Consider the following 22,035-nt stretch of genomic DNA (forward strand, 5'->3'; position numbering starts at 1 on the left):
TAGATATCCCCCAAGAAAATAAAGAATTTATTCTAGGGAAGAAATATATGGACTTAATTAAGAACTTTGACTGATCTCCATACAAAAATGACGGTAGTCTACATGCTGTTAGTTTTCTTATGCAGTTATCTGCATTTAAATAATAGCTTATCCCCTTCTTATAAAAAAGCCGCTCAGCAATAGCTGAACAGCTTATAAGGATAGGTTATTTAACTTTTAGAAGCCGCAACGCATTCAAGATGACAATTATCGCTGCTCCTGTATCACTTAATACTGCTAACCACAGTGTCAGCCAGCCTGGGAAGATCAACGCGAGGGCAATAAATTTTATGATTAGTGAGAACCAGATATTTTGTTTTATAATATTCAGTGCCTTTTTGCTCAAGTTGATCGTATGCGGCAGCTTTTCCAGATTATCCGCCATTAACACAATATCGGCCGTTTCCATCGCTGTGTCTGTTCCGGCACCACCCATGGCGATTCCCAAATCCGCTGTTGCGAGTGCTGGAGCATCGTTAATGCCATCACCTACCATAGCTACGTTATGACCTTCCATTTGTAATTGTTTGATCGCTTCAACTTTATCTTCCGGCAGAAGTTCTGCAAAATAGCGGTTGACACTTGTTTCTTTTGAAATCATCTTAGCTGTACCTTCATTGTCACCAGTAAGCATGACGACCTGTTTGACTCCTGCTCTCTTTAAACCTTTCAAGGCTTTGACGGTTGTTGACCTGATGGTGTCAGCTACCGCTATGACGCCCAGGATTTTATCTTTTGTACCGACGATAACAACGGTTTTTCCATTGGTTTGCAAATCTTCGACAATAGGCTTTGCTTCCCCGAGCGTGATTTCTATTTCATAAAAAAGTCTTGCATTTCCTGCATAGTATATTTTGTTTTCAATGGTGGCTTGAACACCTTTGCCTACAATACTCTTAAATGACTCACCCTGTTTAGGTTTAATTTTTTTCTCATTCGCATATTGAACAATCGTTTGTGCAATTGGATGAGTCGAATAATCTTCCAAAGTTAAGGCAATGGAAAGTAACTCTTCTTCATGAATGTTCAAGGGAGTGATTTTTGACACTTTCGGTTTACCTTCTGTTAGAGTACCCGTTTTATCAAAGGCGATGGCATTGATCACTCCAGCCTTTTCGAGGAATGTTCCCCCTTTGATCAAGACACCGTTCTTAGCTGCGTTTCCAATCGCTGAAACGATGGCAACAGGGGTTGATATCACTAATGCACAAGGGCAGGCAACAACCAATAATTCAAGGCCCTTATAGAACCATTCTCCCCATGTGCCTAATGCTAGCAGCGGCGGAATCACCATGACGACTAATGCGAGGACAAACACGATAGGTGTATAAATTGCCGCAAATTTATCAATAAATGCCTGGGTAGGCGCCTTTTGTTCTTGAGCTTCTTCTACAAGGTGAATGATTTTAGCTATCGTTGTATCCTCGACTAACTTGGTGACTTTAACTTCAAGTGAGCCATTTTCATTAATGGTGCCTGCATATACGGTATCGCCAGCTTGTTTATCGACAGGGATGGATTCTCCAGTGATTGGTGCTTGATTGACGCTGGATTCTCCTGTCAAAATCTCACCGTCCAAGGGTATTTTATCTCCTGGTTTTACAACCAGAATTTCACCGATGGATACCTCTTCTACGGATTTCTTTGTCAATTGGGAGCCCACTTTTATCCATGCTTCTGAGGGTGCTAGATTCATGAGATTCCGGATAGAGTCCCGTGTTTTTTCTATCGACATATTCTGAAGGGTGGTTCCAAGGGCAAACAACCAAACTACCGTTGCGCCTTCCAGCCATTCCCCAATGAGAGCCGCACCAATGGCAGCTGCTGACATCAATACATTCATATCCAATGAACGGCTTCTAATAGAATAATAGGCACTTTTCACCGGTTTATAACCACTGATGACCATGGCAATTGCGTACATAAACGTAGTAATGAAGGTGGAAACACCAGTAAAAGATCCGATAAATCCAAGTGCAATTAATATTCCAGAAGTGATGATCAACCCTAAGCCCTCATTGTTCTTAGGGGGTTCGGCAGCATTGTTTTTTGCAGGCAATGACGCTTTAAAACCAATTTTAGAAACTTCCGAGATGATATCTTCGACACTGTTTTCATGTTCTGATTTCATTTTTCCGGTTGAGAAATTAACACTTACACTTTTTACACCCTGAATTGTGTTTAAGTGGTTTTCAATACTTTTCGCGCAACTTCCGCAATCCATACCTTCAATATTGTATATTTTCACATTATTATTTTGCTGAAGAGGCTCAACCTTAAACCCGAGCTTTTGGACCTCATTTTCCACTCTTTCAAGATTAGTTCTCTCATGTCCTTTAAAGCGAAGTTTTCCTGTATTATAGTTTACCTTTACTTCTTCCACGTCTGTTAATTTACTTAAGCCTTTTTCGATTGATGCAGCGCATGAAGGGCAATCCATCCCGAATACCCGATATACAACCATTCCGGATTTCACAGAAGAATCATTGCTTTTACTTGATTTCACTTCAACTCTTGAGTCAGAACAGCAAGTACTATTTTCTTTTGCAGCCGTTTCAGCAGAGCAGCAAGTTTCGTTCTCCTTCACAGCTTCCCCAGTGCTGCAGCATGAATTAGTTTCCTGCACGAAAACTTCATTAGTACAGCAGGAAGCTTTTTCTTCGACAACGGAATCCCCGGAGCAACAAGATTGGTTCTCCTCTAAAGCTGCCTTGGTTCCGCTGCAACAGTCTGTAGACTTTTTTTCTATAAGATTTTCTGCAGTATTAGAACTGCAACAGTTTTCTGCCATTTCTTTCATCCCCTAAACAATGTGTTTATCACAGCAAGCAACGTCACTTTGTACTTCTTCAAGCACTACATCAAACATGGTTAATAAGTCTCTCACTTTTTGATTGCTTAAACTATAGTAGATGTACTTTCCTTCCTGTCTGCCAACAATCAAACCGCAGCCTTTTAAACAAGAAATATGTTGAGATATGCTGGACTGGCTGCCATCCAAATCGTGGACTATTTGAGATACCGTTTTTTCTTCTTCTTTGATACACTCCAAGATTTGAATTCTAATTCTATGGGCAAAGCCTTGCAGGAACTTAACTTTTGTTTCAATATCAATCTCATTTAACAACAGTAACCCCTCCACTATTCATATTAGATATCCCTAATATGTCTTATTGATAACATATTACCAATTCCTAATATGTGTGTCAAAATGTATACAAAAAAAAACACCTTAAAAGAAAAGGTGTTTTTAATAGTAGTCTATACTTTGGCCAACTTTTGCCACCTAATTAACTCCATTCTGGCAGTTCAGGTGATAATCCTGTTTACTTCTTGATCAATAAAGTAAAGATTGTAATAAGAGTGAATGCAGTCAATGCGAGAAACGGGATGGTGATAAACCCAAGCCAATTTATATACTCTGCACTGCAAGGCACTCCGCTGACACATTCCTTTATTCCTCCAAATCCCGGGACTTTTTGCTCCAAATAGTGAAAGAAAGAGATTATCCCCCCCACAATTGATAGTGGAAGAACTATCTTTTTCAAACCAATATCATTTTGGAATGTGGCAACCCCAAGAATAAGAGTGAGTGGATACATAGCGATTCGCTGATACCAGCATAATTCACAAGGTATGAATTCCCTGATTTCACTGAAATACAAGCTCCCTAAGGTAGCAATAACAGATACTAACCAGGCACTATACAAAAAAACTTGATTTTTTCCCATTACTCTTGGCCTTTTTCAATTAATGATTTAATTTTTTCATAATCATATGGGTCTTCGAGCATCGTGCCATTTATAATGATGGTTGGTGTTTTCTGTATATTGAACTCTTGAACAATTGAACTATCCGAATTTACTTCCTCCATAAACGTTTGTTGCTCAAGAGCCCGAACTAATTGATCTATATCAACATTTGTAGTGTCTTCTGCTACTTCCGCAAGTTTTTCCACTGTAATCCAAAGTGCATGATGGTCATCACCCGGCTGTTCTTCAAACAATTTCTTATGAAATTTCCAATAGGAATCAGGATCATTATCCCATATGAACTCAGCAGCTAAAGCACCTAACGTAGATTCCTTCCCATGAAATTCAGTATTAATGTAAGCAAAATTGGCTTTCTCTGTATCAATGAAGTCCGCTTTCAACTTAGGATAAATCATTTCTCCCCACGCTTTACAAGCAGGACATTTAAAGTCGCCGAATTCTACTACTGAGACAGGTGCTCCCTCTTCTCCAATCATAGGCTGATTTTCCGTCGGTGGATGTGACTCTAAAGTTTGATCAATGTCTTTGTCTTGATTAAGTAAGACTACTATGATGGCTAATAGTAGTGCAATTGCTACAGTGATCAGGACAAGATATTTCATTGGGGATGATTTCTTGTTATTCATTTTTTCACCTCAATATTATTTTTCAATATAACTATTACATGAACTATCAAGCTACCTTATTAAGGATTTCTCCTCATATAGGTATGAGACAGGATTGGCACAAATTATCATAGATTTGATAAACATCATTACAATTTGGCCGCCAGCGATAAGCTGATTATGAAAAACAATTTAATATTAACAAAACATATTAGAAATGTCTAATATGAATATTAGATAATCCTCATTTATCACACCATTTAAATTAGATTATTTATTAATAGAAACAGTGATTAGATTCACCTTTCAGTGTTTACTACGACAATTCCCTATTACTTTCAGCAGCAATCTATTTGCCAAGTCTGAGGATCCCATTAGTTTCGTGGTAAATATAGTAGCTGTTGTGTAAGTACATATGATACTTGGGCCTTTACCCTGAAAAAGTAATCTCGTTGCCTGTAATTATACCTCCTACACGATGTCCTTTTATGTGAGGTAAGAAAAATTAGTGACTAAAACCGCAAGATAGTGATTGCTGGATTCACCATTCATACATTCTATACACTTAACATCCGTCATTACGCACGCTGGGTGTAATCCTATTTCATTAATTTTTGTGAAATAAAAAACCTTGCATCCACAAAATTGGATACAAGGCTTTTATTATTATTATGGTGTTTTAATAGGTCTTTTCTTTTTTTCAGGAATCCTTATCTGGCCAAGTCCAAGCTCTTTGGCTTCCCGTTGTAAAGCTTTAAGCAAACTGATGACGATTAGTCCCAAGATGATGGAAAACGGCAGAGCTGCAATGATCATTGTATTCTGTAATGCCTGCAACCCACCGGAATACATGAGAACAAGAGCAGTTCCAGAAAGATAAATTCCCCATGTGATCTTGATTGGGTTACTTGGATTCTGTGAACCGTTGGATGTCATCATTCCCAGAACATACGTACCAGAGTCCGCTGAAGTAACAAAGAATGTCACAATGATTACAATGGCCAGTAATGATGAAATCATTGAAATCGGATAAGTTTCTAATAGACCAAATAGTGATTCTGGAGGTGATAAGCTAGAGATTGACAGTAATCCTGTTAACTCAGTTGTGATAGCAGCTCCTCCAAATGTCGTAAACCAGATGAAGCAAATGAGTGACGGAGCAAGCAGAACGTAGACGATAAACTCCCTGATTGTTCGCCCTTTGGATACCCTGGCAATAAACACGCCTACAAATGGAGACCAGGCAATCCACCATGCCCAATAGAAGATTGTCCATCCATTAATCCATCCGCGGGCTTCTTCATTCATTGGGGCAATTCGGAAACTCATATTGAGGAAGTTCTGGAAATAAGCTCCGATCGTGTCGACTAAAAGATTAAGTATGAAAAGAGTAGGTCCGAAAATAAACACAAAAAGGAAAAGAATTGCGGTAAGACCCATGTTCAAATTACTCAAAATCTTGATCCCTTTACCTAAGCCAGTTGAGGCAGAAATAATAAAGAGGATTGTCACAATCGTTACAATGATTGTCTGAACCAATATGTTGATCGGCACGCCAAACAGATAAGAAAGCCCCCCGTTTATTTGCGAAGCACCGAAGCCAAGTGTTGTTGCAACCCCTAAAATTGTAGCAACAACTGCAATGACATCAATCACTGTACCGACTGCTCCATCTACATGCTTTCCAATCAGCGGACGTAACGTTTTACTGATTAAGCTTCTTTCCCCTCTTCTGAAGGTGAAATATGCAAGGGCTAATGCAATGGAACCATAAATTGCCCATGCATGAATTCCATAGTGGAAGAATGTGAATCTCATTGCATCTTTGACACCTTGGTTGGTTCCAGTTTCCCCTGTAGGTGAACTGATGGCAAAATGGCTGATTGGCTCAAAAGTACCATAAAAAAGTAATCCTACTCCCAAACCTGCACTGAAAAGCATAGCCACCCAGGTTGGTCGTGTAAACTCAGGAACATCATCTTGCTTACCCAGCTTGATTCGGCCAATCGGGCTTAACAATAAATATACACACACCCCGACAAACACGGTCACAATCGCCAAGTAATACCAGCCAAAACTATCAAGGATAAAGCCTTGGGCGCTGCTGGTTACGCTCTCTAATAATTCCGGCATCAATACCCCCATAAGGACAAGACCTGTCATGATGGCTATTGATATATAAAAAACATTTGTAGCACTTTTCATATGTAATTAATAACTCCTAACTTTGATGCATTTTTTGGATGATTCGTAAAAAGGGCTTTACTTAGAATGGGTTAAGTGGGGACTCAAGTATAATATTTTTACATAGGGAGTAAAGTTTTTCTCGCACATCTACTCAATCAGTCTCAGCCGCGACCTTATAATTATATCCTTTTAATTACACTTGATTCAAAGTTGATATGTAACCATTCTCATCTATTTAAAGCTTTTACAATATAATAAAGATGGAAAATGTTCACTTATTAGAAGAATACTCTCATATTGTTCTGTTTTCACTACTAAAGTACCAATTTTTTTACTTTTCGAATGTTTTTCTTAAGCGATTGCAGCAACAAGGGCAAGATAAGGAGGGAATTAGTGAAGCTTGTGTAAGAGCCCTAGCGTAATTACTTTTTTCTCATAATACTCTAACTACTCTGACAACCTGCTCAATTCGAACAAAAACCGCCTTTCAATAGGCGGTTTCTTCCAAGTACCTTTATTTATAAACTGAAGCCAAATCAGTAGACTTCGTCCCTTCCTTCCGTTTAACTTCCTCAATCTTATCAACGAACATTTGGAACACTTTGCGCTTTTCTTCCAGTTCATGTATGTATTCTTTCAATTCATTGTATTTTTCTTCAAATGGCTTATGATACATCTGGCGGATATTTCTGATGATCTCATCGTTCACGGTTGATTGGATCACTTGCTTTGTAATTCCGTACTTATAAGAATAGACCCTGAGCTCTTTCTTCAATTCACCATATTCACTATTGATTTGATCCAACACTTCAGAAATGTCTGCTTTCCACTCATCCAGTGATTTTGCTAAGTATTCTTCCATTTTGGCCTCCCTCGTTTTTGCATAAGAAATTATGTAATTACTCCTGATTTTCAGTATAACGAAACTTGGTTACATCCTTCTTTCCAAACCATTACATTGTAATATCAAATGTTAACTGGGAATTAAAGAAATTCATTTTTATATACAAAAAAGCTGCCGAGCAATATGGCTCAACAGCTTTTTCTCTATTATTCCGTTTTGCTGCTATCTTGTTGAGTATTATCTGATTTCTCAGTCAGATAGTTATATTCCGAACGATCAACAGGGACAAAGCCATTAGGTGTGTAGAAACGTAAAAGATCACCTTCTACAACCCTATCAGAATAGTCCAGCTTTTTCTGTGTCATTTCTTTCAGTTCTTCTGCTTTTTCTGTTCCTTCAATCTCTTTACCAGTAGTTGAATCATAATACTTTCCATCAGTGAAGATTATTTCCGGGCTTACATAATCACCATTTCTAAACGGTACTAGTTCATCATGCTCCTCGGATAGTAAATCTGTACCAAATTGAAGGTATGGTTTTGTTTCAATTCCCAATAAATGCATAAGAGTTGGAAGTAAATCGACTTGCCCTCCATACTGATGCATTTCGCCGCCTTCCACTCCAGGTACATGAATCAGTAATGGCACCCGCTGAAGGCCGGCACTTTCAAATGGTGTAATTTCTTTATTTAATACTTTGGCCATTGCCTTGTTATGGTTTTCTGAAATCCCATAGTGATCACCATACATTACGACAACCGTATTGTCATACAATCCTGATTCCTTTAGATAGTCAAAGAATTCCTTAATGGCTTCATCTGCATATCGTGCAGTCTGGAAGTAGTTATCAACAGACGCATCTCCAGTTGAATGGGGAGCAATCGTTGTTTTTTCCTGATCCATCTTATAAGGAAAATGATGAGATACCGTCAGGAACTTTGTGTAAAATGGCTGCGGTAATGATTTGAGTAAAGGCTGAGATTGTTCAAAGAACGGCTTATCCATTAACCCATACTCCGCAAGCTCATCTGATTCTAAATCATAGTAGCTTGCATCATAGAATTTATCAAAACCGAATGATTTATAAATCTCGTTGCGATTCCAGAACGTTCCATTATTCCCATGGAACACTGCTGAAGAATAACCGTTTTGACCCAAGATGGCAGGTGCAGCCTGGTAGGTATTCATGCCTTTTAACGCGAAAGCTGAACCTTGCGGCAGCCCATACATGGAATTCTCCAATAGAAATTCTGCATCAGATGTTTTCCCTTGTGCTGTCTGATGAAAGAAATTATCAAAATACATGGTATTTTTATCACTCGCTAAAGAGTTTAAATACGGAGTGACTTCTTCACCATGAAGCTTATAATCAATCAGGAAATTCTGCATGGATTCCAGATGGAGGTAAACCACGTTCATCCCTTTTGCAGCACCGAAATATTCTTGGTTAGGTTTCGCATAGTTGGAGTTATTAAAGGCAAGAACCTCTGCCACATCATCCGAATCTGCGAGTGCACGTTTCGAAGAGACCCTAATACTCTGTACAGCATCATAAATCGTATAGTTATACATCCCTAAATACTTAACAATATAGTTTCGATCAAATGTTCTTGTCAATAATTGCGGACGGTCTTTTTCTGCCAGGTGAAGGTTCACTGCAAGGATTAAAACAGCTGATATAAGGATCGCACCGACATATCTGCCCTTAATTGTGACATTAGATTGTTTCTTTTTGTTTTTGAAAATCAATCCAACAGAGAGTAAAATAAATGTGTCTAAGAACAACAATAAGTCGTAAGGTTTTAAAAGTGAAGTAACACTCGTACTTACATCCCCAAAGTTATCCGTCTGCATCAAGGTTGGAATTGTAATGAAATCACTAAAGAAGCGATAATACACAACATTAGCAAACAATAAAAAGCTCAAGATAAAGTCAAACACAATGAGCCATAGAAACTTCCTCTTATTAGACAGTAGTGATAGCCCTAAAAATAACAGGATGGAACCTAATGGATTAATAAATAGGAGAAATTCCTGCAAACTATTATCCAAACCCAATTTAAATTCTATATTTTGTACTAAATACGTTTTTACCCATAATAAAACTACTGCTAAAAAGAAAAGGCTCAAGTGGTTTCTTTTGATTTTTTCAAACATCTTTACTATCACCCCTTGTGGTCTTTTTGCTAGTAAACTATTTAATAGTTGAAAGCATTCAACCATCTTATAACAAATACTTTAAAAAGTAAAGTAACTGAATTGTCTTACAGACTTTCCCAAAAATAAAAAACACCCACAAACATTGAAAAATAAATACTTGTGGGTGCTTTAACATTTATTGATATAGACCGATGGTTAGTTTCCCACCTGGTTACGATATTTAACCTTCAAATTGATCAAGCAACTCCCGCACTTCATCTGTTGTCTGTGTTTCCATCAATTGATTTCTTAATTCACTCGCACCGCGGAAGCCTTTAACATAGATCTTAAAGAACCTGCGAAGCGGCTTAAATGGACGCGGTTCAAATTCGTTTGTATATTTATCGAATAGATCAAGGTGCAGCCTTAAGAGATCCAGCAGTTCCTGGCTGCTATGCTCTTTCTTTTCTATTTCAAATGCGAACGGATTGCTAAAGATTCCTCGGCCGATCATAACCCCGTCGACACCGTATTTCTCTACGAGTTCCAAGCCTGTCTGGCGATCAGGAATATCTCCATTTATGGTCAAAAGTGTATCGGGTGCCACTTCATCACGAAGTTTCTTAATCTCAGGGATCAGCTCCCAATGAGCATCGACTTTACTCATTTCCTTTCTTGTACGGAGATGAATAGAGAGGTTCACGATGTCTTGTTCCAATAAGTGTCTAAGCCAGTCGTGCCATTCATCTACTTCTGTATAACCAAGCCTTGTCTTCACACTTACGGGCAATCCACCTGCTTTTGCAGCTTGAATCAGCTCGGCTGCAACTTCCGGACGGCGGATAAGGCCCGAGCCCTTCCCATTCCCTGCCACATTAGCTACAGGACAGCCCATATTGATATCTATACCGCGAAAACCTTCTTCTGCCATTCCGATACTCATTTCTCGGAAAAACTCGGGTTTATCTCCCCAAATATGGGCCACAATCGGCTGTTCATCTTCTGTATAAGTTAAACGTCCACGCACACTTTGGCGCCCGTTAGGATGACAATAACTTTCCGAGTTCGTAAACTCTGTAAAGAAAACATCAGGCCTTGCTGCTTCACTCACTACATGGCGGAAAACAACATCCGTGACATCTTCCATTGGTGCCAATATAAAAAATGGGCGTGGCAAATCACGCCAAAAATTGTCTGTCATGGTGTAAATTCAATCCTCTCATCAACGGGGACAGGAAAAACCCTGATAGCTCCCAAAAATAAAAAGCAAAGATATGTCTGCTCCCTTTACACTTATACCATGTTTAAGCACTTTTTTTCAACTATAGTATTTTTTTCGGATGCGAGGGGCAGTTATTTTGCCCTAATCCTTCCAATAAAGAAGGATTACACATTCTTCAAGAATGTATCCTAGAGGCACCTGATTGGGTGATATACTTCCTGGACTCATTAAAAAGAAGCATGAGAGACCCTCCTCATGCTTCCTATTTCACATCACCTGCATAAACATAAACATGCCCTTCAAGATTCCTGCCTCACGATAATATTTTTGATCATTTCCCCGTCCAACTCTTCTATCACATATTTACCTAGGATTGCCACTATGAACGATTGTTTACTAACCAACACTTTTATACCTGACTTTCTTTTTCCACTCCTCACCTGCAAGTTCCTTTACATCATTACCAGAAGGACTCTGGAACACTTTTAGTTCAAATTCATTCACTGCCGCTAATAAGTGGTCAAAGATATCTGATTGGATGGATTCATACACTTCCCATTCGGTATCCTTTGTAAAGGCATAAATTTCGATTGGCAAACCATGTTGACCAGGTGGCAGTTGGCGAACCAATAAGGTCATGTTCTGGTTAATACCCGGGTGATGTTTTAGATAACTAAGGATATACGTTCGAAATACTCCTATATTCGTAAGCGACATTTCGTTCATACGGTTTTCCTCGTACTTGTCAAACCCGGCATTGTACATAGAGATTTCTTTTTCTTTATTCGTGATAAACTCTTTTATTTGTTGAATCTGTTTATATTTCTCCAACATTGACTCAGTACAAATCGAAATACTGTTAGTGTCGATCAGGATTGAACGCTGGATTTGGCGCCCACCAGAATTCTTCATCCCTCTCCAGTTGATAAATGAGTCGGAGATGAGAGCATAACTCGGCACGCTCGTAATCGTTTTATTAAAGTTTTGAACCATTACTGTATTTAACGATATATCAATAATGTTCCCATTTGCTCCATACTTTGGCATTTCGATCCAATCTCCAACCCGGACCATATCATTGGCCGCCAACTGGATGCCTGCGACCAGCCCTAACAATGAATCCTTAAACACTAACATGAGCACAGCTGAAAGAGCACCAATCCCACTCAATAGAATTAAAGGGCTCTCTCCCATCATATTTGAAAGAACCAAAATGCCTCCTAGAGTTATAACTAAGACATTGACCACTTGAATATAACCCTTTATGGGCTTAATCTTCGATATTTCATAAGTTTGATAAATATCGTTTACAGTGGTTAATAAAGCATGAGTCACCATTAACCCTACGACAAGAATATAGGTAACTGCTCCTTTTTCCATTATCAGTTGATGGTCCGGAAAAGCTGCAGAAAAATAATAAAGGATCAACGCAGGGACTATGTGAGACAGCTTATCGAATACCTTTCTTTTCAAGACCATCGACGCTCGCGGGAATTTACTCTGTGTTATGTAATGGGTGATGAGTCTGATTACGACCTTCTTTGAAATAACATTCGCAATGAAACAAATGATCCCTATAAACAAAACCATAATTAAAAGTGAAAGATATTTTGCTATAATCGGAGCGATCTCCCACTCGATTAATAATTTCTGTATAGCTTCCATCTCTTTTCCCCCTCCATATGTTTTACTCTGGATGGCCCTGCAAAATAACAAGAGATGAATCAAATCATGGCCATCACTTGTCCAGTTCACTTTTCTTTAGGTATATGAAGCTAGTTGTGCAGTTATAACTCTTGTTAGAAGGAGAATAGGGGGGCATACATAAATCATTTCACTTTTTATGAAGCTTAAATCTTATTAAAAAAACATCTAAGCGTTTTTTTAATGAGATACTCGTACAAGGTTTCAGCAATTATTCGTTGAAAAAAATCGGGGGTTTTAGCCTTCTATACGTTTTCAACACGAAAAAAAGCAGCTCTATCGATTGATAGAGCTGCTTTTAGAAAATATTCATGTTCTTTTAGTTGCGAATCAGATAATCGAATGCGCCAAGAGCAGCAGTTGCTCCAGATCCCATTGAAATGATGATCTGATTAAAGGCACTGTCGGTACAATCTCCGGCAGCAAAGACACCAGGAATCGAGGTAGTACCACGCTTGTCCACGATGATTTCACCCATTTGGTTGCGTTCCAGTGTTCCCTCTAACCATTCTGTGTTTGGTACAAGTCCGATTTGGACAAATACACCTTGTAATTCAACATGATGGTCTTCACCTGTTTCACGATTTGTGTAAGTAAGACCGGTCACATTGTCAGTCCCGGTGATTTCTTTAGTTGCAGCATTCCGGATGACTGTCGCATTCGGCAGGCTGTTCAGGCGCTCTTGCAGGACTTGATCAGCTTTGAGCTCTGATCCGAATTCAAGAACAGTAACATGTTTGACGATACCTGCAAGGTCGATTGCCGCTTCGACGCCAGAGTTACCACCGCCAATGACAGCAACATCTTTTCCTTCAAATAACGGACCATCACAGTGAGGGCAATAGGCTACCCCTTTGTTCTTAAGCTCCTGCTCGCCAGGGACATTGATATTCCGCCAGCGTGCACCTGTTGAAAGGATGACGGATTTACTCTTAAGAACAGCACCGTTTTCAAGTTCGACTTCAAAAAGATCTTTCTTTTCTAATCGCTTGGCACGCTGCAGGTCCATGACATCAATTTTATAATCCTTTACATGCTCTTCAAGAGCCTGTGCAAGTTTTGGTCCTTCTGTAGCTTTTACGCTGATGAAGTTTTCAATACTCATGGTATCGAGAACCTGGCCGCCAAAGCGTTCCGCAACGATTCCTGTGCGGATTCCTTTACGTGCCGTGTAAATGGCCGCACTGGCACCAGCTGGGCCGCCGCCGACTACCAGGACATCATATGGATCTTTATCTGCAAAATCTTCCGCGCTTGGACCTTCGCCCAATTTAGCAAGAATTTCTTGGAGAGAGATACGGCCGCCATTCCAGAACTCACCATTCAGGAAAACAGCCGGTACTGCTCTGACATTTCTGCTTTCAGCCTCTTCCTTATATGCAGCACCATCAATCATTGTATGAGTAATGTTTGGATTTAAAACACTCATGATGTTAAGTGCTTGTACTACATCAGGACAGTTGTGGCAGCTTAAGCTGACAAAGGTTTCAAATCGATATTCTCCGCTGATATTTTTAATTTGATCAATAACACTTTGATCAACCTTAGGTGCTCTTCCACTTACTTGCAGTAGTGCCAATACAAGAGAAGTGAATTCATGGCCCAAAGGAATGCCGGCGAATACTACTCCAGAATCCTCCCCAACTCTATTTACACTAAAGCTGGGCGTGCGTTCTAATTCAGTTTCCTCAACTGAAATTCTTGAAGACATGGTGGCTATTTCATTAACAAGGTCCAGGATATCTTCCGAAACCTTATCTGAACCCGCACTAACCTTTAGAACAATGTCATTTTCCAAAAGTTCTAAGTATTGGTTTAATTGTGCTTTTATATCTTTATCAAGCATTTACGAATGCACTCCTTAGATTTTACCTACTAGGTCAATACTTGGCTTAAGCGTTTCGCTTCCTTCTTTCCATTTTGCCGGGCAAACTTCACCAGGATTGCTGTGTACATATTGTGCTGCTTTCAGCTTATCAACAAGTCCGCTTGCGTCACGGCCGATGCCTTCTGCATGGATTTCAGCAACTTGGATAACGCCATCCGGATCAATGATGTATGTTCCGCGGTCAGCAAGTCCTTGCTCTTCACGTAATACTTCAAAGTTTCTAGGAAGTGTTAATGAAGGATCCCCGATCATTGTATACGTTACTTTTCCAATTGCTTCTGAAGTTTCATGCCATGCTTTGTGAGTGAAATGAGTATCTGTTGAAGCAGAATAAACTTCTGCACCCAGTTCTTGAAGGTTAGCATACTCATTCTGAAGATCTTCAAGTTCTGTTGGGCATACGAAAGTGAAGTCTGCTGGATAGAAGCAAAGAACACTCCATTTACCTTTGAAGTTTTCTTCAGAGACCTCAACGAAATCTCCGTTTTTGTAAGCTTGAGCTGTGAATGGTTTAACTTTAGTACCGATTACTGACATAATACTATTCCTCCTAATATTTTAGTATGTAACCATTATCATTAGTGAAAGTGAAAATCATTCCCAAACGATAATAATTCTAATCACATAGTAATTATTATACAAGCGGGAAGGGTTTGTCAAGGAAAAGACCCCTCATTGATGAGAATGAAAGCCTCTTATATTCTTGCCCTTTTATTTAAAGAAAATGATATAACTTCTTTTTTTTATTATAGGTCTTCTTATTAACAGACTCAAATAATTGAACATTCTTCCTTGGACATTCATTGGACAGGCACATGCCTATTCTAAAGTAGTACTGTCAATTCTGTCTTTTTTATAATTAACTGCCGGCCAATAGGAAAACAGGCGGGTCCCTTTTGAAGCAGTTTAAATTAGATCCGAAATTTCAGTCTCATATCTTTTAGAAGTTAAGTAAAAGATAAATAAATCCTGGATTAATGATGGAGGGGGAAAAATGCCATTTTCTTCAGCAAATTCAAACAAGCTGCAATTAAGAATATTACTGTTTGGTGTCCTTCTTTCCCACTTAGGCACCTATATGGTGCTGCCCATTTTACCTATTTACTTAAAAACCCAAAAGGGAATTGACATCAGCAGTATTGGTTTAATATTAGCCGTCACACCATTTGCTTTTCAGATAGGAAGTCTTTCAGGTGGTGTATTAGCGGATCGAGTCGGAAGACGGACAGTCATTGCAGCCGGGGCTTGGATAAACGCTTTGGCACTTAGTGGTTATGCAATAGTAAATCAAGTTCCGTTTCTTATCTTGGTTGCCTTAATTAGTGGAATTGGAATCGGGTTGAATGCTCCTTCCACCAAAGCTGCCATTTCTGTTGTTGCTTCATCGGATGAAAATAAAACGACGGCTTTTTCCTTGAGGGGGATTGCTGCGAATATAGGCACAGCACTTGCGGGGTTATTAACCTACTTCATTCTTGGAGGATCATCTTCACTCGTATTTTTTTCAGCGTCCATTCTATATGTATTACTGGGTGTTATTACTTGGCTGTTTTTACAGAAAGGTTGTGGAGATGAAAAGTGTACTCCTATTGCAATAAAGGAATATAAGGAAATAGGAAAGAATCGGGCTTTCGTCTTATTTTCCATTGTCATGGTTTTTGTTTGGGCCTTATATACCCAACTATCCATCTCCCTGCCTCTTCGTGCGGAAGATATATTGCCGGACCCAGGTGCAGTAAGTTTAATTTGGACAATCAACAGTATCCTTGTTATTTTGTTACAAACACTCATCACCAGGAATGTTATCGATAAGATTCACCCGATGTTTTCATTGGCGTCAGGCATTCTCTTCATTGGTGCAGGTCTTGGAACGATTTATTTTTCCACTAATTTTTATTGGCTTATCTTAAGCGGGGCCATTTTCGTTATGGGTGAGATGCTCATCGTTCCGACAATGGACATTACCATTACAAGACTTGGTACAGCCAAAATGATAGGAGCGTTCTTTGGTTTATCTAACTTTGTTTCCGGACTCGGAGAAGGGGCAGGAAAGTTTCTGGGAGGGCAATTGCTAAGTTTAGGAACTTCTTCTGCAATCCCTTGGTTGTTATATGCGGTATATGGCCTGATTATAAGTCTTATCCTCGCAGCTCTTAGATACTGGAAGCCTTTACGAATGGCGCTTGGTGATAAAACAGATTTGTTGAGAGATGACCGAAACAAGTTCCATAACTTAGAGAATCAATTCACCAACTTTACTGATTGGTTTTTGGGAAGAAAAAAACATGTTAAATGATATGGATCTAAAAATGCGTAAGTAAATATTACCTCCGCTTAACTATAAAATTATTTACTCTGATCCCGCACTCCTTTATATAATAACTTTGTGATCATGCCTCCAGGTGAGGATCCATTATTCGTTTGATGAAAGGTTTTGTACCGTTTATTGGGAATGTTCCTGTATTATTTGAAAGAAATTCAATTTCTCTCCTTTGTACAGAAGCTTCATTTATTGTGTCATCATATATATTACACCTCGAAAATCCATTGACTTTTGTTACTTGAAAATCATGTCCATGAACATGTATCGAATGAGAGGCACGGGAGTTATTTATTAACCTGATAAGTATCTTTCTGCCATACTTTGTATACAATTCCACAGTTTCAGGAAACGCCTTTCCATTAATGGCGAAAGAGTTAGGGTTTGTATCAAAATTTTCCGGTCTATATGTTCCTGGTTACCTCTCCAAAGTGTTCTTGATGGATGTCCCATTGCTGGAGGACTAATACATAATCCCGATAAGGAACAGTTTCTTCTTCCATATTTGAGCCTTTGGTAAAACCACTAACGGACCATCCCCCTACCCCTCTATCGCAAGCTTACTCAGTATATGATGTTTACCTACTATTATATGTTTTGACATAACTGGTACTGGAACAAAATGATGAAATAACCGGGTAGTTTCTCATTCTGCCTCTTTGGGAAAAGGAACCATAAACCCCTTTATGGGTAATACTTTGTAATTGGAGGGAAAGAAGTGACTTTGAAAAACCTGCCGGACTACTCCAGCTCCTACTGGCTTGATTCTGCTGAACTTCCAACTTTTAAGCCGCTGAAGGAGGACTTCCAAACAGAAGCCATTGTTGTTGGAGCTGGCATTACCGGATTAACGACAGCCTATATGTTATCTCAGCAAGGGATTAAGGTGGCGGTTATTGAAGCAGAACAGGTCGCCAGCAGAACAACCGGAAATACAACCGCTAAGCTAACAGCACAACATGGTGTGATTTATGACCATTTAATCAACGAGTTTGGCGTGGAAAAAGCAAGACTATACTATAAGGCAAACCAGGAGGCAGTCGATTTCATTCGAAAGCTTGTAATGGAAGAACAGATCGATTGTGACTTCAGTACGCAGGATGCTTATATATATGCCTCCTCCCCTGAAAAGAAAAAAGAACTTGAGAAAGAATATGAAGCTTATCAAAAGCTCGGGATTAACGGAAGGTTTGAGACTAACCTTCCCCTAGGCTTAGATGACGCGACGGCGGTTGTCATGCATGAACAGGCCCAATTCCACCCGGTTAAATATTTGAAACACATGGTAAAGGAAATCCTGAAAGCAGGAGGACAAATTTTCGAAAATACCCGCGTGGCAGATATTCATCACGGCAAAGAACCTTCGGTGGAAACAACAAAGGGTTTTAAGGTTAAAAGCCGTTATGTTGCGATCTGCTCGCATTTCCCTTTTTATGATAAGGAAGGTTTCTACTTTGCCCGGATGGAAGTAAAGCGTTCCTATTTACTAGCGGCCAAGACAAAGAAAGACTTGCCGAACGGCATGTTCATCAGTGCTGAAAAACCCGGCTATTCTTTACGAGCCACAACCGAGAACAATGAACAGATTGTTTTCATCGGCGGTCAGGGTCATTCTGCCGGCCACAAAGAAAACACATTGGACAGCTATGAAAAGCTGTATAAGTTTGGAGAAGAGATGTTCGGAGTCGAAGACGTTTTAAATCGCTGGTCATCACAAGATCAAGTGACATTAGATAAAGTCCCATATATCGGAAAATACTCCATGCTTGATGATCAGGTGTTCGTAGCAACAGGATATCAGAAATGGGGAATGAGCACCGGGACTCTGGCTGGCATGATCATTCGTGATCTTATTATGGACCGGGACACCCCTTATTCCGACCTGTTCTCCCCCGGCAGGCATGATGTCGCCAACAACTTGAAGGAAACAGCCAAAATGGGAAAACATAGTGCGAAAATGCTGGTGAAAGGAAAATTGAAAAAGCCTGAGAAAACCATTGATGATCTCACCAGTGATGAGGGATCAGTTGTCAATGCAAATGGCAAGAGGGCCGGAGCTTATAAGGATAAACTGGGGAATACCCATCTTGTTGATACCACCTGCACCCACATGGGCTGCGAACTTGAATGGAATAACGGCGAGAGATCATGGGACTGCCCATGTCACGGCTCAAGATTCCAATATGATGGCCAGGTAATTGAAGGTCCTGCAACAAAGCCGTTAAAAAAATGGGATGATGATTAACTATTTGTGTTCATCCTGGATATTAAGAATGGCGATACAATCTAAAATATGATTATATTGAGGAACTCCGTTTGAATGGAGTTCCTTCTTCAATTTCAAAAAGGAACTTTTATGGTACAAGAATCCACTTTGAGACTGTCTGACAGCCATTCAATTCATTTCGTATCCAACTTTTATTAAGATTATGTTACTATTCAAACAAGTAAGTTGGATTTTATATTATTTGCAGAGTATAAGGAGATTAAATTGGAGTTTATATTAAGTGATTGGCTCGAATCGCATAACCGATATTATGCTATAGTGTTCAGCATCCTTTTAAATATCATCATCAGCACGCTTGGCGTTATCCCAAGTGCTTTTTTAACAGCTGCCAATATGACGATTTTCGGTTTTGGAGTTGGTTTAATTATATCCTTTATCGGAGAAGTACTGGGAGTGATCGTAAGTTTTTCCCTTTACCGAAAAGGGCTTAAAAAGTTTAATAGCACAAACCCCATCCATCATAAACATCTGGCAAGGCTGCAGAGATCACAAGGAACAGAGTCTTTTTTTCTTGTTCTTGCCCTCAGGCTGTTCCCTTTTGTTCCTTCAGGTTTAGTCACTTTATCAGGAGCATTCAGCAAAATGGGGATGATGAATTTTGCTCTTGCGAGTACTTTAGGTAAAATTCCTTCCATTTTGATTGAGGCGTATGCCATACAAGAAGTGATTATGATGAGTTGGAAAGGAAAAGTTGTCCTTTCGATAATCTCCTTGTTTATCATTATTTCTTTACTCAGAAGATATGGTAAATCAGTGTAGCTTTACCCGCAATGTAATTCATGTAATTGTATCCAGCTGCCCATATGAAGGGGATACTCAACCGTATCAACCTCAAATAAAATAAAAAAATGCCCCTGTGATAGGAGCACGAGCTTCATTGCATATATTATTCAACAATCAGCATAGCTGTCATTTCTTCATGGCATTCCCCGCAAGGAACTGCACATTTGATTGTATATTCACCTGCTTTAAGATTGACAGTAGCTTTTCCGTCCCCATTGATTTTAACATCTGTTCCGTCAATCTCTAATTCATGGTATCCTTCTGCATTAATTAAATCGAATTGTTCTATTCTTAACCTCAATGGCAGGATTTATCTTTACTAACTCTTCAATAAATCTTTCTTTATCCTTTGGAGATATCAACACTGTATTCCATTTATTATATTTGATTTCCAGCCTGTCGATGGATAGGGCCGGGCTTGATAATGGATTTCTCGTAGGCTTCACTGACTTGATTGATGTTATGTCAATCTTATAGCGAAGCGGTCCTGCTGCAACCTTTAGGACATTACCGTTAATTTCATAGTAAGTTGCAAACATAAGCCAGATGATTAATATTGCTGCGAGAACAGGAACGATGACACCAGCAAATGTCCCTTCCCCCTCTGGTTCACCGAGCAGATTAGTCACAAATTCGACTTCAACAAACTGGATTAAGGTCGTAAAGATCATGACAAGCAAGACCAGAATCAGTATAGGAAATAAAATTACTCCTTTTTTTGAATAAAACCTCAAGCCTCCCCCCTCCTTCCTCTTATATACGTAGACACCACTCTAAAAGTTTCACAAAGAGAAAAAAGCTGAAAGAAAATACCTCTCAGCTGTCCTTTAATAAATATTGCCTTGGAGTACCAAGGTATTTCACCTGATGATATTCAGGGAAAATGGATTCAAAACAGATATAAATCGGCACATCCAGAAGCCACGGAAAATAGGTGAAGAACCCGCTGTCTCCATTTACAATCGCTGACAATGCAAGCGGCAATTCTTTTTGAAAGATCATATAGCGCACTTTAGAAAGGTTTTCATCGAACTCTCCGCCGCTTATATATACCTTTCCTGATAAAGAATATTGACCCATAGCGCATACCCATTCAGCAAGCACCTCATCCCTCATCAGGGGATTCAGTTTTGCTGAATCATAATGGCATCCGATGCTCAAGAACAAGTCTCCAGTAGTGTCCGAGTGTGTTAGAGTATACTTTCTTCCCTCAAGCGGATAAAAAATCGATGCCGGCGGAAGATATGTCACAGAAAGTTTTTCAGGCTTAAACTCACTCATGTAAGCCACCTCACCATTTTTGGATACGTGTTAACTTACAATAAAATATGATGTTCGCCCAAAAAAGGTTCGCTCAGTTTTAGAGTTCCTCCCACAGGATATCGGTCAGGTTCCATTTTTCATTTTCATAGTACCAAAAGGAATATACATTTCCGATTGCATCGGCCTGATAGGCGCCGCTGATCCTCTGGACACCTCTTAATCCCAGCCCTTCTTTTCCTTTAATCTTTACCGGTTCGAACATGGCATAAGGGATGACCATCATTTCCATAGGCTCATTCAGCTTTCCATCCTGATAGATTCCTAATCGTTCATAATCATCCTTCCTGTCACTTAAATCGACAGTAAATGACTCATTCGTATCGTTGAACGTGATAACTCCCTTATATTCGTTTTCAAAAAAGGCATCAATTGATAATGCAGGAGGCATGCCGATATCTTTTTTTCTATTATCGGCCAATGTATATAAACTGTAGTTATAAAGTCCACCGCTACCACCTGTAGCTGATGACTGAAGCAGATCTTTTACTCTATCATGATTTAAATCATGAAACAGAATCTGCGGTTCATATCCACCTTCGTAGTCAATGCGAAATTCTTTTCCTTCAGAAGTCTTGATCTCTGCCCAGATCTCTTTATAAAATAATGCACCAGGTTCAAATGGTTTCCCCCACAAAGTTATGGTGTCTTTCGCTTTGTCTCCTGTTACGTCTTTTTCATAAGCCGTAATGGCCATAACATTTGGTTGGGTTTGCTCTTGCGTAAAAGTTCCGGCAATCGCATGAAGTGACATGAAAAAGAAAGCCGCAAATGCAAATAACAATTCCTTTCTCATCAAAACCTCTCCTTATAAAAATAGTTTTTCTTATCTTCTCCAGGAGTGGTAATTATATGTAACCTTGTCTGTCAATTGATCATTTTTAACATATATAAATAGAGGTACCAATCTTAGTGAGATTGGTAC

General features: G+C 39.4%; 19 protein-coding genes. 3 read left to right on the forward strand and 16 right to left on the reverse strand.

Features of this window, described 5'->3' with window-relative positions:
• Positions 1-205: 205 nt before the first annotated feature.
• The 11 genes from M1E09_RS12540 to ahpC form a co-directional block, all read right to left on the reverse strand.
• Positions 206-2,830 carry a heavy metal translocating P-type ATPase gene (locus tag M1E09_RS12540; RefSeq protein ID WP_456271207.1) on the reverse strand — a complete coding sequence of 875 codons (2,625 nt, stop codon included), beginning with the start codon at positions 2,828-2,830 and terminating at the stop codon, positions 206-208.
• A 12-nt stretch (positions 2,831-2,842) separates the two neighbouring features.
• Positions 2,843-3,166, reverse strand: a complete 324-nt coding sequence (locus M1E09_RS12545; RefSeq protein WP_456271208.1) for an ArsR/SmtB family transcription factor — start codon at positions 3,164-3,166, stop codon at positions 2,843-2,845.
• 199 nt (positions 3,167-3,365) lie between these two features.
• Complete coding sequence (locus M1E09_RS12550; RefSeq protein WP_456271209.1) at positions 3,366-3,770, reverse strand: disulfide oxidoreductase; 405 nt, start codon at positions 3,768-3,770, stop codon at positions 3,366-3,368.
• A complete protein-coding gene (locus tag M1E09_RS12555; protein ID WP_456271210.1) occupies positions 3,770-4,438 on the reverse strand; it encodes a thioredoxin domain-containing protein in 669 nt (222 codons plus the stop codon). Before M1E09_RS12555 ends, M1E09_RS12550 begins: the two co-directional genes overlap by 1 nt.
• 648 nt (positions 4,439-5,086) lie before the next feature.
• Positions 5,087-6,622, reverse strand: a complete 1,536-nt coding sequence (locus tag M1E09_RS12560) for a BCCT family transporter (RefSeq protein ID WP_456271211.1) — start codon at positions 6,620-6,622, stop codon at positions 5,087-5,089.
• Between the two features lie 496 nt (positions 6,623-7,118).
• Positions 7,119-7,466: a hypothetical protein gene (locus tag M1E09_RS12565; protein WP_456271212.1), complete on the reverse strand. Its 348-nt coding sequence runs from the start codon at positions 7,464-7,466 to the stop codon at positions 7,119-7,121.
• 188 nt (positions 7,467-7,654) lie between these two features.
• A complete protein-coding gene (locus M1E09_RS12570) occupies positions 7,655-9,604 on the reverse strand; it encodes an LTA synthase family protein (RefSeq protein WP_456271213.1) in 1,950 nt (649 codons plus the stop codon).
• A gap of 223 nt (positions 9,605-9,827) precedes the next feature.
• Positions 9,828-10,787 carry a tRNA dihydrouridine synthase gene (locus tag M1E09_RS12575; protein ID WP_456271214.1) on the reverse strand — a complete coding sequence of 320 codons (960 nt, stop codon included), beginning with the start codon at positions 10,785-10,787 and terminating at the stop codon, positions 9,828-9,830.
• 417 nt (positions 10,788-11,204) lie between these two features.
• Positions 11,205-12,473, reverse strand: coding sequence for a mechanosensitive ion channel family protein (locus M1E09_RS12580; protein ID WP_456271215.1), 1,269 nt, complete (start codon positions 12,471-12,473; stop codon positions 11,205-11,207).
• A gap of 358 nt (positions 12,474-12,831) precedes the next feature.
• Positions 12,832-14,358 carry an alkyl hydroperoxide reductase subunit F gene (gene ahpF, locus M1E09_RS12585; RefSeq protein ID WP_456271216.1) on the reverse strand — a complete coding sequence of 509 codons (1,527 nt, stop codon included), beginning with the start codon at positions 14,356-14,358 and terminating at the stop codon, positions 12,832-12,834.
• 15 nt (positions 14,359-14,373) lie between these two features.
• Positions 14,374-14,937, reverse strand: a complete 564-nt coding sequence (gene ahpC / locus M1E09_RS12590; RefSeq protein WP_456271217.1) for an alkyl hydroperoxide reductase subunit C — start codon at positions 14,935-14,937, stop codon at positions 14,374-14,376.
• Positions 14,938-15,394: 457 nt separating this feature from the next.
• On the opposite strand from ahpC, the gene M1E09_RS12595 reads away from it, so the two are divergent.
• A complete protein-coding gene (locus M1E09_RS12595) occupies positions 15,395-16,696 on the forward strand; it encodes an MFS transporter (protein ID WP_456271218.1) in 1,302 nt (433 codons plus the stop codon).
• 94 nt (positions 16,697-16,790) lie between these two features.
• Here the strand turns inward: M1E09_RS12595 and M1E09_RS12600 are convergent, their stop codons facing one another.
• Positions 16,791-17,087: a multicopper oxidase domain-containing protein gene (locus tag M1E09_RS12600; protein ID WP_456274977.1), complete on the reverse strand. Its 297-nt coding sequence runs from the start codon at positions 17,085-17,087 to the stop codon at positions 16,791-16,793.
• A 351-nt stretch (positions 17,088-17,438) separates the two neighbouring features.
• Here M1E09_RS12600 and M1E09_RS12605 point away from each other — a divergent pair, with 351 nt between their 5' ends.
• Positions 17,439-18,965, forward strand: a complete 1,527-nt coding sequence (locus M1E09_RS12605) for an FAD-dependent oxidoreductase (protein WP_456271219.1) — start codon at positions 17,439-17,441, stop codon at positions 18,963-18,965.
• Positions 18,966-19,211: 246 nt separating this feature from the next.
• Positions 19,212-19,766, forward strand: a complete 555-nt coding sequence (locus tag M1E09_RS12610) for a TVP38/TMEM64 family protein (RefSeq protein ID WP_456271220.1) — start codon at positions 19,212-19,214, stop codon at positions 19,764-19,766.
• Between the two features lie 127 nt (positions 19,767-19,893).
• Here M1E09_RS12610 and M1E09_RS12615 read toward each other — a convergent pair whose 3' ends face one another.
• The 4 genes from M1E09_RS12615 to M1E09_RS12630 form a co-directional block, all read right to left on the reverse strand.
• Positions 19,894-20,091 carry a hypothetical protein gene (locus tag M1E09_RS12615; RefSeq protein ID WP_456271221.1) on the reverse strand — a complete coding sequence of 66 codons (198 nt, stop codon included), beginning with the start codon at positions 20,089-20,091 and terminating at the stop codon, positions 19,894-19,896.
• Positions 20,057-20,524: a PH domain-containing protein gene (locus tag M1E09_RS12620; RefSeq protein ID WP_456271222.1), complete on the reverse strand. Its 468-nt coding sequence runs from the start codon at positions 20,522-20,524 to the stop codon at positions 20,057-20,059. Before M1E09_RS12620 ends, M1E09_RS12615 begins: the two co-directional genes overlap by 35 nt.
• Positions 20,525-20,606: 82 nt before the next feature.
• Positions 20,607-21,071 (reverse strand): staygreen family protein, encoded by a 465-nt coding sequence (locus M1E09_RS12625; RefSeq protein ID WP_456271223.1) that lies wholly within the window; start codon positions 21,069-21,071, stop codon positions 20,607-20,609.
• A gap of 79 nt (positions 21,072-21,150) precedes the next feature.
• The gene (locus M1E09_RS12630; RefSeq protein ID WP_456271224.1) at positions 21,151-21,906 is read right to left on the reverse strand and encodes a hypothetical protein; all 756 of its coding nucleotides are present in this window, start codon (positions 21,904-21,906) and stop codon (positions 21,151-21,153) included.
• Between the last annotated feature and the right edge of the window lie 129 nt (positions 21,907-22,035).

This window comes from Bacillus sp. AK031, assembly GCF_053903065.1.

Excerpts from the sequence above, each read along its gene's own strand:
- M1E09_RS12540 (WP_456271207.1), bottom strand. The coding sequence starts at position 2,830 with ATGGCAGAAAACTGTTGCAGTTCTAATACTGCAGAAAATCTTATAGAA.
- M1E09_RS12550 (WP_456271209.1), bottom strand. The coding sequence starts at position 3,770 with ATGGGAAAAAATCAAGTTTTTTTGTATAGTGCCTGGTTAGTATCTGTT.
- M1E09_RS12555 (WP_456271210.1), bottom strand. The coding sequence starts at position 4,438 with ATGAATAACAAGAAATCATCCCCAATGAAATATCTTGTCCTGATCACT.
- M1E09_RS12560 (WP_456271211.1), bottom strand. The coding sequence starts at position 6,622 with ATGAAAAGTGCTACAAATGTTTTTTATATATCAATAGCCATCATGACA.
- M1E09_RS12565 (WP_456271212.1), bottom strand. The coding sequence starts at position 7,466 with ATGGAAGAATACTTAGCAAAATCACTGGATGAGTGGAAAGCAGACATT.
- M1E09_RS12570 (WP_456271213.1), bottom strand. The coding sequence starts at position 9,604 with ATGTTTGAAAAAATCAAAAGAAACCACTTGAGCCTTTTCTTTTTAGCA.
- M1E09_RS12575 (WP_456271214.1), bottom strand. The coding sequence starts at position 10,787 with ATGACAGACAATTTTTGGCGTGATTTGCCACGCCCATTTTTTATATTG.
- M1E09_RS12580 (WP_456271215.1), bottom strand. The coding sequence starts at position 12,473 with ATGGAAGCTATACAGAAATTATTAATCGAGTGGGAGATCGCTCCGATT.
- ahpF (WP_456271216.1), bottom strand. The coding sequence starts at position 14,358 with ATGCTTGATAAAGATATAAAAGCACAATTAAACCAATACTTAGAACTT.
- ahpC (WP_456271217.1), bottom strand. The coding sequence starts at position 14,937 with ATGTCAGTAATCGGTACTAAAGTTAAACCATTCACAGCTCAAGCTTAC.
- M1E09_RS12595 (WP_456271218.1), top strand. The coding sequence starts at position 15,395 with ATGCCATTTTCTTCAGCAAATTCAAACAAGCTGCAATTAAGAATATTA.
- M1E09_RS12625 (WP_456271223.1), bottom strand. The coding sequence starts at position 21,071 with ATGAGTGAGTTTAAGCCTGAAAAACTTTCTGTGACATATCTTCCGCCG.
- M1E09_RS12630 (WP_456271224.1), bottom strand. The coding sequence starts at position 21,906 with ATGAGAAAGGAATTGTTATTTGCATTTGCGGCTTTCTTTTTCATGTCA.